This is a genomic window from Pseudogulbenkiania sp. AW2-16 (assembly GCF_056824575.1).
This window is the reverse complement of record NZ_CP157668.1, coordinates 2452562-2468178: the sequence shown is the minus strand read 5'-3', so window position 1 is coordinate 2468178 and position 15617 is coordinate 2452562. Positions and strand designations below refer to the sequence as shown.

General features: G+C 68.5%; 11 protein-coding genes. 4 read left to right on the top strand and 7 right to left on the bottom strand.

Annotated features, from left to right (window positions below):
- The first annotated feature begins 29 nt into the window (after positions 1-29).
- Entirely contained in the window at positions 30-923 is an 894-nt protein-coding gene (locus tag ABKF58_RS12070; protein ID WP_482580899.1) for a transporter substrate-binding domain-containing protein, read from the top strand.
- 173 nt (positions 924-1096) lie between these two features.
- Here the strand turns inward: ABKF58_RS12070 and tcuB are convergent, their stop codons facing one another.
- From tcuB to ABKF58_RS12035, 7 genes are all read right to left on the bottom strand, one after another.
- The gene (gene tcuB, locus ABKF58_RS12065) at positions 1097-2254 is read right to left on the bottom strand and encodes a tricarballylate utilization 4Fe-4S protein TcuB (protein WP_482580898.1); all 1158 of its coding nucleotides are present in this window, start codon (positions 2252-2254) and stop codon (positions 1097-1099) included.
- Positions 2241-3644, bottom strand: coding sequence for an FAD-dependent tricarballylate dehydrogenase TcuA (gene tcuA / locus ABKF58_RS12060; RefSeq protein WP_482580896.1), 1404 nt, complete (start codon positions 3642-3644; stop codon positions 2241-2243). The genes tcuB and tcuA overlap by 14 nt, the downstream gene beginning before the upstream one ends.
- Positions 3645-3722: 78 nt before the next feature.
- Positions 3723-4649 carry a LysR family transcriptional regulator gene (locus tag ABKF58_RS12055; protein ID WP_008954562.1) on the bottom strand — a complete coding sequence of 309 codons (927 nt, stop codon included), beginning with the start codon at positions 4647-4649 and terminating at the stop codon, positions 3723-3725.
- Positions 4650-4864: 215 nt separating this feature from the next.
- On the bottom strand, positions 4865-6205 hold the full coding sequence (gene dctA / locus ABKF58_RS12050; protein ID WP_482580893.1) for a C4-dicarboxylate transporter DctA: 1341 nt from the start codon (positions 6203-6205) through the stop codon (positions 4865-4867).
- Positions 6206-6234: 29 nt separating this feature from the next.
- On the bottom strand, positions 6235-7332 hold the full coding sequence (locus ABKF58_RS12045; RefSeq protein ID WP_482580891.1) for a 4-oxalomesaconate tautomerase: 1098 nt from the start codon (positions 7330-7332) through the stop codon (positions 6235-6237).
- Between the two features lie 345 nt (positions 7333-7677).
- Complete coding sequence (locus ABKF58_RS12040; RefSeq protein ID WP_482580889.1) at positions 7678-9036, bottom strand: aspartate aminotransferase family protein; 1359 nt, start codon at positions 9034-9036, stop codon at positions 7678-7680.
- A 217-nt stretch (positions 9037-9253) separates the two neighbouring features.
- Positions 9254-10591, bottom strand: a complete 1338-nt coding sequence (locus ABKF58_RS12035) for a glutamine synthetase family protein (RefSeq protein ID WP_482580887.1) — start codon at positions 10589-10591, stop codon at positions 9254-9256.
- 184 nt (positions 10592-10775) lie between these two features.
- Between ABKF58_RS12035 and ABKF58_RS12030 the strand changes: the two genes are divergently transcribed.
- The 3 genes from ABKF58_RS12030 (at position 10776) to rbbA (ending at position 15612) form a co-directional block, all read left to right on the top strand.
- Positions 10776-11441 (top strand): GntR family transcriptional regulator, encoded by a 666-nt coding sequence (locus ABKF58_RS12030; RefSeq protein ID WP_008954557.1) that lies wholly within the window; start codon positions 10776-10778, stop codon positions 11439-11441.
- A 302-nt stretch (positions 11442-11743) separates the two neighbouring features.
- Entirely contained in the window at positions 11744-12874 is a 1131-nt protein-coding gene (locus ABKF58_RS12025) for an HlyD family secretion protein (RefSeq protein ID WP_482580885.1), read from the top strand.
- Positions 12871-15612 carry a ribosome-associated ATPase/putative transporter RbbA gene (gene rbbA, locus ABKF58_RS12020; RefSeq protein ID WP_482580883.1) on the top strand — a complete coding sequence of 914 codons (2742 nt, stop codon included), beginning with the start codon at positions 12871-12873 and terminating at the stop codon, positions 15610-15612. Before ABKF58_RS12025 ends, rbbA begins: the two co-directional genes overlap by 4 nt.
- Positions 15613-15617 lie beyond the last annotated feature (5 nt).

Here is a 15617-nt window from a genome sequence, read left to right as displayed (position 1 = left end):
GAGCAGTCCATCCAACAGAAAGGAAAAACATGAAGACCAAGAAACTCATGACGACTGCTTTGATCGCCACCGGCCTGGCCTGCACCCTGCCGGCTGTTGCGGCGTCCACGCTGGAAAAGGTGGCCGCGAGCAACAAGATCACTGTGTCTTACCGTGAAGCCGCCGTGCCTTTCAGTTATTTGCCCGGCACGGACAAAGCCGTGGGGTTCTCCGTGGATCTGACCAACGCCATCGTCGATGATGTGCGCAAGAAACTGAAAAAACCGAACCTCGAAGTGGCCACCATCCCGGTCACCTCACAGAACCGCATCCCCTTGCTGGTGGACGGCACCTACGACCTGGAGTGCGGTTCGACCACCAACAACGCGGCGCGCGGCAAGGACGTGGCGTTTGCCATCAGCCACTTCTATGCCGGCACGCGCCTGCTGGCGAAGAAGACCGCCCATATCACTAGCTACGCCGACCTGGCCAAGAAGACCGTGGCCTCGACGGCGGGCAGCACCAACGAGAAGGTCATCCGTCAGTACAGCGCCGACAACCACCTCGACATGCAGTTCGTCCTGGGCAAGGACTACGGCGACGCTTTGCAACTGGTGGAAAACGATCAGGCGGTGGCGCTGGCGCTCGACGATATCTTGCTGTTTGGCCTGAAAGCGAACGCCAAGAACCCGGATTCGCTCGAGGTGGTGGGTGACGCACTGCAGGTGGAGCCCTACGGCTGCATGCTGCGCAAGGACGATCCCGAGTTCAAGGCGCTGGTGGACGGCACCCTCGCCCGCCTGATGAAATCGGGCGAATTCACGCGGCTCTACCGCAAGTGGTTCGAATCCCCGATCCCCCCCAAAGGCATGAATCTGAACATGCCGATGGGCGCGCAGCTGAAGGCCAACCTCAGCGCGCTCAGCGACAAGCCGGCGCAGTAGCGACTCCCCCGCGACGGGCAAGGCGGCGGGCGGGCACAGCCCGCCGCCGCCAGCCCAAACAGCCTGACGCCGCCTCGATCACCCGCATGCTCCGCCGGTACCGGCGAAGCAGCGAACCCCTCCCCTGCCTTCCCCGCCACGGCCGCACCAGGCCCGCCGCCATGAGCTGACGGTCAGTCCGACCCCAGTTGCAGCCGGTTGGGCTGGCGCTTTTCGATCGCCCATTTCAGCAAGGCCGCAGAGCGGTAGATGCCGTGCGCGAACTTGCCGTAGGGCAGCGTCGCGAACAGCGCCATGACGACCCCGAGGTGCGCGGCGAGCAGGACCCCCATGGCGCCGCTGTTGCGCCCGGCCAGCACGGCGAGGCCGGTCGCGCTGGTGAGCAGCAGCAAGGCGATGAAGCCGCGGTCCATCGGCTTTTGCGCGGCATCGCCCTGCGCCGGATGGCGCCGCAGGTTCAGCCACAGCAAGCCGGCCGGGCCGATCAGCAAGCCGACCCCGCCGATACTTCCCAGCAACACCGGCAGGCTGGTCAGGGCGTAAGGCGCCGGCATTCCCAGCAGGTAGTGGTAGAGGGTGGCGACGGCGGTGGCGGCAAAGCAGGCCATGAAGCCGTAGAAGGTGACATGGTGGAAGCGCCGGCGCCACAGGGTGAAGGCGTCGTCCGCGTTGTTGCAGCCTTCGCCGTGGCCGCCATCGAGATACTTCAAGCGCAGTACGTCGTGCGTGGCTTCGACCACGGCCGGGCCGGTGGCCTCTCCCGGCGTAATGCTGCACCAGAACTTCCTCACACCGATACCGAGCGCCAGCACCGCGAAGCCGAACACGCTGCCGAACAACAGCACCAGCGTGTTGTGCGGGAGGACGGCATAGAAGCCGCCGGCCAAGGGCTGGGCCGGCTGGCCGAGCAGCAGCATCAGGAACAACGCCAGCCCCCCTGCCAACGCCAGCGCCACGGTCAGCCCGGAGCGGCGGTAGAGCGCGCCCAGCGCGGGCGGCCAGGCGTAGTCACTGTAGGTCTGGCCGCGCACCTTGGCCATGGCCTGCGGGACGTTGACGGCGAACTCGTGCGGCGGCGCATATTGGCAGGCGTGCAGGCAGGCGCCGCAGTTGTGGCACAGGTTGGCGAGGTAATGGATGTCGGCCTTGCCGAACTCGATGCGATGGGTCATGGCCGGGAACACGGCGCAGAATCCCTCGCAATAGCGGCAGGCGTTGCAGATCTGCATGGCGCGGCCGACTTCGGCCTCGTTGTCGGTGAGCGTGGCACTGGCCGGCGTTGCCTGGTCGAAGCGGCCGGCTTCGCGGATCAAGACATCAAGCTGCTTCATGGTGTGTCCCTTGTCGTGCGGCCCGTGCCGCGTGAGTGCCGGCGATGCGGCCGAAGGCGGTGCCGATGGACATGCCGATACCGGCGAGATAGCCCTGGCCGAGCACGTTGCCGGCCATCATCTCGCCCGCCACGAACAGGTTCGGGCTGGGCCGGCCGTCGAAATGGACCGCGGCGCGCGCGTCGACCTTGAGGCCGAGGTAGGTGAAGGTGATGCCGGGCCGCAGCGCATAGCCGTAGAACGGCGGGGTGTCGAGCGGCCGCGCCCAGTGCGTCTTGGCCGGGGTGAGGCCGGTGGTGTGGCAGTCGTCGAGCACGGTGTGGTCGAAGCGGCCGACATGGCAGGCGGCGTTGTAGTCGGCCACGGTGCGCACGAAGGCCGCCTCGTCGAGGCCGAGCCGGCGCGCCAGTTCGGGCAGGGTGTCGGCCTTGACGCCGGGGAACACCGGCGGCATGAAGCGGCCGATGGCCTTGGCGTCGATGATGGAGTAGCCGATCTGCCCCGGCTGCCGCGCGACCAGGCGCCCCCAGATGGCGTAGCGCTTGGGCCAGAAATCCTCGCCCTCGTCGTAGAAGCGCTCGGCGTGGCGGTTGAGCACGATGCCGAGCGAGACGCAGTCGACGCGGGTGCAGATGCCGCCGTCGTAGAGCGGCGCGCGCGCGTCGATCGCCACGCAGTGCGATTGCGACGGCTCGCCCACGGTGTCGGCGCCGGCGTCGATCATGAACTTGAGCAGCGTGCCCTGGTTGAAGCGCGTGCCGCGGATCAGGAAGTTGTCGGCCGGCCATTCGCCGTTGTCGTTCTGACCCCAGGCTTCGCGCAGCCACTCGCGATTGGACTCGAAGCCGCCGGCGGCGAGCACGCAGGCGCGGGCCGGGATGCGTTCCTCCCCAAGGCGGACGGCGACGAAGCGGCCATCCTGCAACTCGAGCGCATCGACCGCTGCGTCGTAGCGGATCTGCACGCCGAGGCGCTCGGCGCTGCGGTAGTAGGCGTTCACCAGCGCCTTGCCGCCGCCCATGAAGAAGGCGTTGGTGCGCGCCGTGTGCAGCGCGCCGGACAAGGACGGCTGAAAGTGGACGCCGTGCCGGCGCATCCAGTCGCGGCAGTGGGACGAGGACTGGATCACCAGCCGCGCCAGCGCCTCATCGGTGAGGCCGCCGGTGACGCGCAGCAGATCCTGCCAGTATTCCTCTTCCGGATAGGCTTCGACCAGCACGTCCTGCGGCGCGTCATGCATGCAGCGCAGGTTGCGGGTGTGCTGGGAATTGCCACCGCGCCATGCGCGCGGGGCGGCTTCGAGCAGCAGCACCGAGGCGCCCGCCTCGCGCGCCATCAGCGCGGCACAGAGGGCGGCGTTGCCGCCGCCGATCACAACAACATCGAACATCGATACAGTCTCCCTGGTGATGGAGAGACTGTAGAGAGTGGCACGAGCGGTCGCCAGACCGGTTGCGGCAAGGGGTGTTTAGCGTTCGTGAAGGGTGGCGCCCGGCCAGCGCCCCTGCTCGACCAAGCCGCGCGCGACCTGCTCCAGCACCACGCGCGCGGCGAGGCCGGCCGGCGACAGCTCGTCGTCGCACAGGCTGACCAGCAGATTGGGGCGGCGCACCGTGGCGTCGTCGATCTCGATCAGGGTCAGCGCTTCGTGCCGCAGCCGGGCGATGGCGGCGCCGGGCTGGAGGGTGGCGCCGTAACCGGCGCGCACTGCGTCCATCAGCAGCGCCAGGCCGTCGATCTCGGCCACGATGTTGAGGTCGAGCCGGCCGTGGGCGGACGCGGCGTCGAGCAGCGCGCGCAGGCCGTGCGGCCCGCTCGGCAGGATCAGCGGCAGCGCGCCCAGCTGGTCAAGCCGCAGCGGGCCGGGCGCCGGCAGGCCCGGCATGTCGGGTGGGGCGATCAGGAACAGGCGCTCCTCGAGCAAGGGCTGCACGCTCCAGCGCTGGGTGCGGTCGACCTGGAACAGGATGGCGAGATCGAGCTGGCGCGCGCCGGTCAGGGTGGCGAGGTTGCCGGACAGGCTCTCGACCAGGTGCAGGCGGATGTCGGGATAACGCTCGCGCATCGCCGCCATGAACGGCAGCCCCAGCAGCGCCGAGGTGCTGGGCGCCATGCCGATGCTGACGTGGCCGGACAGCCGCGCCAGGCGCGCGGCACGCACGGCGTCGTCGGCGTGGCGGATCGCCAGTTGCGCCTGGCGCCAGAAGGCGAGGCCGGCGTCGGTCGGAATCACGCCGGTCGACGTCCGCTGCAGCAGGCGCGTGGCGAGCTCGCCCTCGAGCCGGCTGATCTGCTGGCTCAGCGCCGAGGTGCCGACGCCCAGTTCCAGCGCGGCGCGGCCCATGCTGCCCTGCTCCACCACGCTGACGAAATAACGCAACTGCCGAAGCTCCATCTCTCTCCCATCGCTAAGGTTGGCCGAAGACGGCCGCCTGAAGCATAGGCGCAAAACCGGGGCCAGCGATAGCTCGGCCACGCCGAGCCCCCGGGAGGGAGCGCGCCGGGGGCATCGTGGCGGCGCAAGCCGGGCATGAGGCGCCGTTCCGCGTGCAGTGCCGCGGCAATGAAAAAGGCCGGCTCCCAGGAGCCGGCCCGCAGACCTCGTATCACTCAGGACTTCAGCGACAGCCCTTCCGCCACCGTGAACCCCTCCAGTTGCGGCTCGGCCTCCTCCGCCACCGCTTCCACCAAGGGGCTTGGCTCGCACAGTTCCGCCAGCAGCTGTTCCCGGTCGCAGGCCTTCTCCCACAGCGCGACCACCAGCGAGCACACGATGTTGCTGATGATGCTGGTCAGCGCGCGGGCTTCGGACATGAAGCGATCGATGCCCAAGAGCAGCGCGATACCGGCCAGGGGGATGTCGTGCACCACCACCAGGGTGGCGGCCAGCGCCACGAAGCCGCTGCCGGTGACGCCGGCCGCGCCCTTGGAGGACAGCAGCATGATGCCGAGCATGATCGCCGTCTGCTGCCAGGAAAGATCGATATTGCAGGCCTGGGCGATAAACAGACTGGCGAGCGACAGGTAGATCGCGGTGCCGGCCAGGTTGAAGGAGTAGCCGGTGGGCAGGACGAAACCGGCCACGCCCTTGCTGCAGCCCAGTTTCTCCAGCTTCTGCAGCACGCGCGGCAGCACCGGTTCGGTGGAAGACGTCCCCAACACCACCAGCAGTTCCTCACGGAAGTACTTGAGCGTGCGCCACAGGCTGAACCCGCTCAAGCGGCACAGACCGCCCAACACGACCACCACAAAGCCGATGCAGGCCACGTAGAAGGTCAGGATCAGCTGGCCCAGCGAGGCCAGCGAGTGCACGCCGTACTTGCCGACGGTGAAGGCCATGGCGCCGAAGGCGCCGATCAGGGCCACCTTCATCACGAAGTTGAACACGCGGAACAGGATTTGCGACATGTCCTCCAGCCAGGCCAGCAGTCTGTCGCCGCCCTTGCCGCTGGCGGCCGACAGGGCAAAGCCGGTCAGCACCGCCAGCAGCAGCACCGGCAGCACCTCGCCCTGGGTGAAGGCGCCGACGAACGAGTCCGGGATCATGTGCATGAAGAAGTCGACGGCGTTGAGCCCCTTGGCGCTATGGGTGTACTTGGCAATGCCGCTGGTATCGAGCTGGCTGGGGTCGATGTTCATCCCCGCACCCGGACGGATCACGTTCACCGCCGCCAGGCCGAAGCCCAGCGCCAGCAGCGTCAGCACCAGGAACAGGCCGAGCGTCTTGCCCAGGATGCGCCCGAGCTGGCTCTTGTCGCCCAGCGAGGCGATGCCGATGGCGATGGTGCAGAACACCACCGGCGAGATCATCATCTTCACCAGCTTGACGAAGGCGTCGCCCAGCGGCTTGAGCGCGGCGCCCTGGCTCGGGAAGAAGTGACCGAAGGCGATGCCGATCACGACGGCAATGATCACCTGCAGGTACAGGGATTTAAAAATTTTGGCTTGCATGATGTCTCCTCACTCTCTTTCTTATCGGTTCAGCCGGCTTTTTTCCAGACCGTTCCGGGAATCAGCACCTGGCCGCTGAACAGGGGCCGGGCGGTTCTGACGATGCCGACGCGGCGGATCACCGGGGGCTCGCCGGCCGGCGCGGCTTGCAGATCGACCTGCGTTTCCAGCTGGCCGGACGGGTGTTCGATGGCGATGCGGTCGGGCTGATCGGCCCGGCTACGCACCAGGCGCGAGGCCACCGAGCCGGGGATCAGGCAGGCGGCGGCGACGCACAGGGCCCCGGTCACGGCGTGGGCGGCGTGGCAGGCCCAGGGGGTGAAATAGCGCGAGCTGATGCTGCCGTCCTTGGCCGGGGCGGCCAGTACGGCGATCTTCGGCAACACGCTGGCGCTCACATCGCCCAGCCCCATGCGCCGCGCGGCGGCCTGCCGCACGGCTTCGAGGCGGGCCAGCAGTGCGGCGTTGGCATCGAGTTCGGCCTTGCTCTCGTGGCCGCTGATGCCCAGGTCGGCGGCCGCCACCAGCACGATGGGGGTGGAAAAGTCGACGCAGGACACCGCGATGCCATCCACGATGTCGAGCGCCTGCCCGGTGGGCAGCAGCTTGCCGGTCTTGGCGCCGGCGGCGTCCAGGAAGTTGAGCACGATGCCGGCGGCGGCGCCGGGCACGCCGTCGATGTGCACTTCGCCTTCGTAGGTCACTTCACCGCTCGGCGTCGGCACCAGCGCCTCGATCACCTTGCCGGTGTTGACGTTGAAGATGCGCACCGGCGTCACCGGATCGGCCGCCGGCACCAGCCCCTGCTCGATGGCGAACGGGCCGACCCCGGACAGCATGTTGCCGCAGTTGGGGTTGGTATCGACCGCGCGCTGGCTGACCGAGACCTGGGCGAACAGGTAATCGACGTCGATGCCGGGGCGCTGCGAGCGGCTGACGATGGCCACCTTGCTGGTCAGCGAGTCGCCGCCGCCGATGCCGTCGATCTGGCGCAGGTCGGGCGAGCCCATCACCGACAACAGCACGGCGTTGCGCGTCTCCGGATCGGCCGGCAGGTCGTCGGCCAGGAAGAACGGGCCTTTGGAAGTGCCTCCTCGCATCAGGAGGCAGGGAATCGGGGTCAACATGGATTGGCTCCACCACAGGCGTTGAATCAGTGACTGGATTGTGGTGAAAAGCCGGCACAAAGTTAAATGCATTTATTTATTGAATTATTGCATTTTGGTAATTTATTCATTGCAACTGGGTTGTCGATACGAATTTTCGCCGTAAAAGTCAGAATTTGACTGAAATTTGGTGCAGTTACCGGCCCAGTCAACCAGCACGACGGCAGCATCGCATGCGCAGGCCAACGCCCCGGTCAACCGCTCCAAGGCCTTGCAGCGGTCCCTGAAGCGGGGACGGCCGGCCAGCGCCGGGCGCTCCGCCACGTCACCGCCATCAGGCCGCCCTGCTTCGGCCAACCTTGGGCCTTACCTGACCGCCGCGACGAACGCCGCGAACGCCGCCACCAGGCGGTCGACCTCGGCGGGCGTGGTGTCCGGGCACACCAGCATCATGTTGTGGAACGGCGTGATCAGCAGGCCGCGGTTGAGCAGGAACAGGTGCACGATGTGCTCCAGCTCGCTGTCGAGAATCCGCACCGCCTCGCTGCCGTTGCGCGGCGGTGCGGCGGCGAACTGGAACTCGGTGCGCGCGCCGATCCGGGTCACGCACCACGGCAGCCGCTGCGCGTCGATGACGCGGCGCAGCCCTTCGGCCAACCTTTCGGCCAGACCGAACATGTGATGGTAGGCGTCGTCGGTCATCACCTCGGCGAGGTTGGCGCGCATCGCCGCCATCGCCAGCAGGTTGGCGGTGAGCGTGGTGCCAATGCCGCTGTGCCCCGGCGGCGCGTTGCGCTTGGCGGCCTCGGCCTGCCGGGCCAACTCGGCGCGGAAGCCGTACACCGCGCACGGCACCCCGCCCGCCACCGGCTTGCCCACCACCAGCAGGTCCGGCTCAAGGCCGTGGGCGCGAGTGTAGCCGCCGGGGCCACTGCTGATGGTGTGGGTCTCGTCGATCAGCAGCAGCGTGCCGTAGCGCTTGCATAGCTCTTGCGCCGCCGGCCAGAAGCCCGGCTGCGGCAGCACCATGCCGATGTTGGTCATGGCCGGCTCGGCCAGCAGGCAGGCCACCTCGCCGTCCTGCAGCGCGGCTTCCAGCGCCGCCAGGTCGTTGAATTCCACGCTGCGCGTGTGCTGGGTGATGTCGTAGACCTGGCCCAGCAAGCTGTCGCGCGTCTGCGGCCGGCCGTCCACCAGGTCGACGAACACGTCGTCCACCGTGCCGTGGTAGCAGCCGTTGAAGATCAGCACCTTGCTGCGGCCGGTGATGGCGCGCGCCCAGCGGATGGCGAAGCGGTTGGCGTCCGACGCCGACAGCGCGAACTGCCAGTACGGCAGGCCGAAGCGGCGCGCCAGCTCCTCGGCCACCCACACCCCGTCCTCGCTCGGCAGCATGGCGGTGTAGCCGCGCTCGGTCTGACGGGCGATGGCCGCGGCCACCGGCTTGGGGCTGTGGCCGAACATGGCGCCGGTGTCGCCCAGGCAGAAATCGACGTAGTCGTGGCCGTCCACGTCGCGGAAGCGCGCGCCCTGCGCCGCCGCCACGTACAGCGAGAACGGCGTGGACCAGTCGTCCATCCAGTGCAGTGGCACGCCGAACAGCAGATGGTTGGCGGCGGCGGCCGACAGCTCACGCGAGCGTGGCATGCGGCCGATGAAGGCGTCGCGCTCGGCGGCGTACAGCGCCAGCGCCTTGTCCCAGTTGATGCCGTGACGGGTAGCCATGGGGGCCTCCTTGGTCGTGTCTTGAGCGGGTTGCGGCGAACCGTGGCCGCAACCCGAAAATTCATTCAACGAGGCGTGGAGAACCTGTTGACGATCTGGCGAGCGAGAGCGCGCCAAGGCGAAAACCGAGGGGCGCGGAATGGACATCAAGTCAATGCGCCTCCCTGAATCGAACTCACGCCGTAGCGCCGAAGCGCAGCAGACCGTCAGCAGGTTCTTACACGTGCAGCTGCAGGTGCTCGCGCTCCCAGGCGGTGATGGCGCGGTTGAAGGTTTCGAATTCCTTTTCCTTCACCGCGCAGAACGCCTGCACGAATTCCTCGCCCAGGATCTCGGCCAGCTCCGGGCAGTCCTGCATCCGTTCCACCGCGTCTTCCAGGCTGCGCGGCAGCTCGTAGTCCATGTCGTAGGCGCTGTCGCTCATCGGCGCCGACGGCTCCAGCCGGTGCACCATGCCGAGGTAGCCGCAGGCCAGCGTCGCCGCCATCGCCAGGTAGGGATTGACGTCCACCCCCGGCAGGCGGTTTTCCAGGCGGCGCGCGGCCGGGCCGGACGGCGGGATGCGGATGCCGCAGGTGCGGTTGTCGTAGCCCCAGCGCACGTTGATCGGCGCCGCGGTGTGGCGGCTCAGGCGGCGGTAGCTGTTGACGTAGGGGGCGAACATCGGCATCGCCTGCGGCAGGTAGTGCTGCATGCCGCCGATGTGCTGGAAGAACAGCGCGCTGGCGCTGCCGTCCGGGTTGGAGAAGAGGTTGTCGCCGCTGTCGCGGTCCACGATGCTCTGGTGGATGTGCATGGCGCTGCCCGGCTCCCCCTCCATCGGCTTGGCCATGAAGGTGGCGAAGATGTTGTGGCGATAGGCGGTTTCGCGTACCGCGCGCTTGAACAGGAACACCTGGTCGGCCAGCTCCAGGGCGTCGCCGTGGCTGAAATTGATCTCCATCTGGCAGGCGCCCACTTCGTGGATCAGCGTCTCGACGTTGAGCACGGCCGCCTGGCAGAACGACGACAATTCCTGGAAGAACGGGTCGAAATCGTTGACCGCGTCGATGGAGAACGACTGGCGCCCCACCTCGGAGCGGCCGGCGCGCCCCGGTGGCGGGCGCAGCGGCTCGTGCGGGTTGGTGTTCTGGCGGATCAGGTAGAACTCCATCTCCGGTGCCACCACCGGGCGCCAGCCGCGGTTCTCGTACAGCTGCAGCACGCGGCGCAGCACCGCGCGCGGCGAGATGCCCACCGGGCGGCCGTCGAAATCCTCGCAGTCGTGGATCACCACCGCCACCGGCTCGATCGCCCACGGCACCAGGCGGATGGTGGACGGGTCCGGGCGGCACACCATGTCCGGGTCGTTGGCGCCGGCAAAGCGCTCGAACTCGGCGAATTCGCCGTTCACGGTGATGGTGAGCACCGCCTTCGACATCTTCATGCTGTCCTCGGCCAGAAACAGGGCTTTGGGCACGATCTTGCCGCGCGCCACGCCGGTCATGTCCGGGATCACGCACTCCACCTCGTGGATGGTGTGCTCGCGGATGAAGCTGGCCAGTGTTTCGTTCATGGTCGTTCTCCTCTGGTACGCATCCTTTGGTTCCCGTCCTTGCAAACAGAAAACCCCGGCAGAATGCCGTGGGTGCCGCCATCGTAGATTTGATCAAATATCAAAGTCAACATTTGATCAAATTTCCGGCCTCCGTGCCGCACGCTCTGGTATGCTGGCGCGACACAGACCGCCAGCCGCCGACATGAAGACCCGCACCGCCTCCACCCTGCAAGATGAAACCTACGACACGCTGCGCCATTGGCTGATGCTGGGGCGCTGGCTGCCGGGCGAGCGCCTGAAGATCGCGCCGCTGGCCGACGAACTGGGGGTCAGCCCGATGCCGGTGCGCGCCGCGCTGCAGCGCCTAGCGGCGGAAAAGGCGCTGCAGAACGTCCCCAACTGCGGGGTCATGGTGCCGCGCCTGACGGTGACGCAATTCGACGACATCCTGCACAACCGCATCCTGCTGGAAGGCGAGGCGGCGTGGCTGGGGGCGCAAAGGTTGGCCGAAGAACCGCGCCGGGAGCTGGTGGCGCTGTGCCGGGCCATGGACGCGGCGATCGCCGCCGACGACGTCAAGGCCTACCTCGACGCCAACGAGCGCTTCCATCGGCTGCTCTACGGTGCCGCCGGTTCGCCGCTGCTGCTGTCGCTGATCGAGACGGTGTGGCTTTACGTCGGCCCGATCTCCAACCAGCTGCACCAGGATCTGGCGGTGTGGAAGACCATGAACGATGCCCACCGCGCCCTGGTCGCGGCGCTGCTGGCGGGCGACGCCGAGGGCGTGCGCGCGGCCATCGCGGAGGATCTGCGCAGCGCCGGCCGCTACCTGCGCCAGCTGTGCGCGGCGGATTCGCCCGCCGGCTGACGCCCGCCGGCGCCGCCGGTTTGGCCCGCGCCCTCCCCCGGCGGCAACTCGAGCCGGCACGACCGCCCTGTCCGCCCCACGTTGCGCTCACCTATACCTACACCATCACGGTGCAATCTGTTTTCGCCCGGCATTGCGCTGCATCAACCCCATGCCGGCCGCGTAGCGCCACAATGAAAAACACCGCCAAGCGCATCATCGCGGCCGCCGCCAAGACGCGGCGACCTCCCCTGGCGGCAACCGGATAACAGGCCCAACAGGAGTGCTCACGAGTGGCAAAGTACGGCAACAGGAACCGGCTCTTGATCGCACTCGCCTTGCTGGCGGCCGCGCTCGCCGCCGGCTACGGCTGGGTGAAGCTGCACGGCAACACGCTGCCGGCCGACCTGGCCTCGGGCAACGGCCGCATCGAGGCCACCGAAGTGGACATCGCCACCAAGATTCCCGGGCACCTCACCGAAGTCATGGTCAAGGAAGGCGATCTGGTCAGCGCCAACCAGGTGCTGGCGCGCATGGACACCCAGGAACTGCAGGCCCAGCTACGCCAGGCCCAGGCGCTGGTGCAGCAGGCGCGCGAGGACGCGCGGCAGACCGAGGCGCAGGTGCTCCAGGCCGAGCAGGCCGCGCGACGCATTCAGGCCCAGGTGCGCCAGGCGCAGGAAGCGGCGCGGCGCGCGCAGGCCACCGTCAGCCAGCGCGACAGCGAGCTGGCGTTGTCGCGCCAGACCCTGGCGCGCTCGGTCGAGCTGGCCGCCAAGGGCTTCGTCTCCAGCCAGAAACTCGACCAGGACCGCGCCACGCTGCAGAGCGCCGAAGCCGCGCTGCAATCGGCCCGCGCCGGCGCCACCGAAGCCGAGGCCGCCATCGCCGCGACCCAGGCCCAGCAAACCGAGGCCGAGGCCGGCATCGCCGCGGCGCGGGCTCGTGTGACCTCCGCGCAGCAAGCGGTGGCCGTCGCCCAGGCGCGGGTCGAACAGATGCAAGTCAACCTCGACGAGAACACCCTGCGCACCCCCATCGCCGGGCGCGTGCTCTACCGCCTGGTGGAGCCGGGCGCGGTGCTGGCGGCGGGCGGCAAGGTGCTCACCGTGCTCGACCTGACCGACGTCTACATGACCATCTTCCTGCCCACCGAACAGGCCGGCCGCGTCACGGTGGGCAGCGACGCCCGCATCGTGCTGGACGCCGCGCCGCAGTACGTCATCCCCGCCAAGGTGTCGTTCGTGGCGCCGCGCTCGCAGTTCACCCCGCGCGAGGTGGAAACCCGCACCGAACGCGAGAAGCTGATGTTCCGCGTCAAGGTGCGCATCGCCCCGGCCTTGCTGCAGCGCTTCATGGAGCGGGTCAAGACCGGCCTGCCGGGCGTGGCCTACGTGCCGCTCTCGCCCGAGGCGCAGTGGCCGGAACGGCTGCAGGTCAAGCTGCCGCAATGAGTACGCCGTCCAGCGTCGCCCGGGTGGCCGGGCTGACCCACCGCTACGGCAGGACGCTGGCCCTGGACGACGTCTCGCTGGCGATTCCCGAAAACTGCATGGCGGGGCTGATCGGCCCGGACGGCGTCGGCAAATCGACCCTGCTGGCAATCCTGGCCGGTGCGCGCCGCGTCCAGGGCGGCACGGTCGCGGTGCTGGACGCCACCGACATGACGCGCGCGCGCCAGCGCCGCCGGGTGCAGCCGCGCATCGCCTACATGCCGCAGGGGCTCGGCAAGAACCTCTACCCCACCCTGTCGGTGTTCGAGAACGTCGACTACTTCGGCCGCCTGTTCGGCCAGGCGCGCGCGGAACGGGAGGCGCGCATCGCCGAGCTGCTGCACAGCACCGGGCTGGCCGAATTCCGCGACCGCCCGGCGGCCAAGCTCTCCGGCGGCATGAAGCAGAAGCTCGGGCTGTGCTGCGCGCTGATCCACGACCCCAGCCTGCTGATCCTGGACGAGCCGACCACCGGGGTCGATCCGCTGTCGCGGCGCCAGTTCTGGCACCTCATCGAGCACATCCGCCGCCGCCGTCCCGGCATGAGCGTGCTGATCGCCACCGCCTACATGGACGAAGCGGAACAGTTCGACTGGCTGGCGGCGATGGACGCCGGGCGGGTGCTGGGCAGCGGACGACCGGACGAGCTGAAAGCCCGGACCGGGCGCGACACGCTGGAGGAAGCCTTCATCGCGCTGCTGCCGGAGGACCGGCGCCGCGCCCACCGCAGCCTGGTCATCCCGCCGCGGCAGCCGCAGGACACCGGCTACGCCATCGAGGCGGAAGGGCTGACGCAGCGCTTCGGCGACTTCACCGCCGTCGACGACGTCAGCTTCCGCATCCGGCGCGGCGAGATTTTCGGCTTCCTCGGCTCCAACGGCTGCGGCAAGACCACCACCATGAAGATGCTGACCGGGCTGTTGCCGCCCAGCGCCGGGGAGGCGCGGCTGTTCGGCAAGCCGCTGGATGCGCGCGACCTGGACACGCGCACCCGGGTCGGCTACATGTCGCAGTCGTTCTCGCTGTACAGCGAGCTCACCGTGCAGCAGAACCTGGAACTGCACGCCCGCCTGTTCCAGCTCGCCGCCAGCGCGATTGCGCCGCGCCTCGACGCCCTCTGCCAGCGCTTCGGCCTCGCCCCCTACCTCGCCGAGCGTGCCGGCGCGCTGCCCCTGGGCATCCGCCAGCGCCTGTCGCTGGCGGTGGCGGTGGTGCACGAGCCCGCGCTGCTGATCCTGGACGAGCCGACCTCCGGGGTGGACCCGGTCGCGCGCGACGAATTCTGGCAATTGCTGATCGAACTCGCGCGCGAACGCGGCGTGACGATTTTCATCTCGACCCACTTCATGAACGAGGCCGAACGCTGCGACCGGGTCTCGCTGATGCACGCCGGCCGGGTGCTGGCGAGCGACACCCCGGCGGCCCTGTGCGCCGCCAGGGGCAGCGCCACGCTGGAAGAGGCCTTCATCGCCTACCTCGAAGAGGCCACGCGCCAGAGCGTGGAGGCGAGCCTGCCGGCGGCGGCGGACGAGGCGATGCCGGCCAGCCCGGTGGCGCCCTCTCCGTCCCATGGCGCCTTCTCGCTCCGGCGCATGCTGGGCGTCGCCCTGCGCGAGACGCTGGAGCTGCGCCGCGACCCGATCCGGCTGACCTTCTCCCTGCTCGGCTCGCTGCTGCTGATGTTCGTGCTGGGCTACGGCATCTCGATGGACGTGGAGGGACTGCGCTTCGGCGTGCTGGACCAAGACCAGACGCCGGAGAGCCGCGCCTACGTGCAGAACATCGCCGGCTCGCGCTACTTCGTGGAGCGCCCCGCCGTGCTCGACGCCGCCGACCTCGAGCGGCGCATGCGCTCCGGCGAGCTGTCGCTGGCGCTCGAAATCCCCCCCGGCTTCGGCAAGGATCTGCGCAGCGGCCGCGCCCCGGAGATCGCCGCCTGGGTCGACGGCGCCATGCCCTTCCGCGGCGAAACCATCCGCGGCTACGTGGAAGGGATGCACGCACACTACCTGCACGACCTGGCGCAGCAGAGCAACACCTCCGCCGTGACCTCGGCGGCCGACATCCAGGTGCGTTACCGCTACAACCAGGATTACCAGAGCCTGTACGCCATGGTGCCGGCGGTGATGCCGCTGCTGCTGGTGCTGATTCCCTCCATCCTGATGGCGCTGGGGGTGGTGCGCGAGAAGGAGCTGGGCTCCATCACCAACCTCTACGTCACGCCCTTGTCGCGCCTGGAATTCCTGCTGGGCAAGCAGCTGCCCTACATCGCCCTGGCGATGGGCAGTTTCTTCGGGCTGGTGCTGGAAGCGGTGTTCGCCTTCGACGTGCCGCTCAAGGGTAGCTTCCTCGCCTTAAGCGCCGGCGCCCTACTGTTCGTCAGCGCCACCACCGGGCTCGGCCTGCTCACCTCGACCTTCACCCGCACCCAGATCGCCGCGCTGTTCGGCACCGCCATTCTCACCATGCTGCCGACGGTGCAGTTCTCCGGCTTCACCACCCCGGTGGGCGCGCTGGAGGGGGCCAGCTACTGGATCGGCCAGTGCTTCCCTGCCAGCTATTTCCTCACCATCAGCCGCGGCGTCTTCACCAAGTCGCTGGGCTTTGCCGAGCTGGCGAGCCAGTTCCTCGCGCTGGCGCTGTTCCCGCCGGCGCTCACCACCCTCAGCCTGCTGCTGTTGCGCAAGCAGGAGAAATAGGGTCC

Bases quoted from the DNA above. Each gene is read 5' to 3' on its own strand.
- ABKF58_RS12070 (WP_482580899.1), top strand. From the start codon at position 30: ATGAAGACCAAGAAACTCATGACGACTGCTTTGATCGCCACCGGCCTG.
- tcuA (WP_482580896.1), bottom strand. From the start codon at position 3,644: ATGTTCGATGTTGTTGTGATCGGCGGCGGCAACGCCGCCCTCTGTGCC.
- ABKF58_RS12030 (WP_008954557.1), top strand. From the start codon at position 10,776: ATGAAGACCCGCACCGCCTCCACCCTGCAAGATGAAACCTACGACACG.
- ABKF58_RS12035 (WP_482580887.1), bottom strand. From the start codon at position 10,591: ATGAACGAAACACTGGCCAGCTTCATCCGCGAGCACACCATCCACGAG.
- ABKF58_RS12045 (WP_482580891.1), bottom strand. From the start codon at position 7,332: ATGTTGACCCCGATTCCCTGCCTCCTGATGCGAGGAGGCACTTCCAAA.
- ABKF58_RS12055 (WP_008954562.1), bottom strand. From the start codon at position 4,649: ATGGAGCTTCGGCAGTTGCGTTATTTCGTCAGCGTGGTGGAGCAGGGC.
- tcuB (WP_482580898.1), bottom strand. From the start codon at position 2,254: ATGAAGCAGCTTGATGTCTTGATCCGCGAAGCCGGCCGCTTCGACCAG.
- ABKF58_RS12040 (WP_482580889.1), bottom strand. From the start codon at position 9,036: ATGGCTACCCGTCACGGCATCAACTGGGACAAGGCGCTGGCGCTGTAC.
- dctA (WP_482580893.1), bottom strand. From the start codon at position 6,205: ATGCAAGCCAAAATTTTTAAATCCCTGTACCTGCAGGTGATCATTGCC.
- rbbA (WP_482580883.1), top strand. From the start codon at position 12,871: ATGAGTACGCCGTCCAGCGTCGCCCGGGTGGCCGGGCTGACCCACCGC.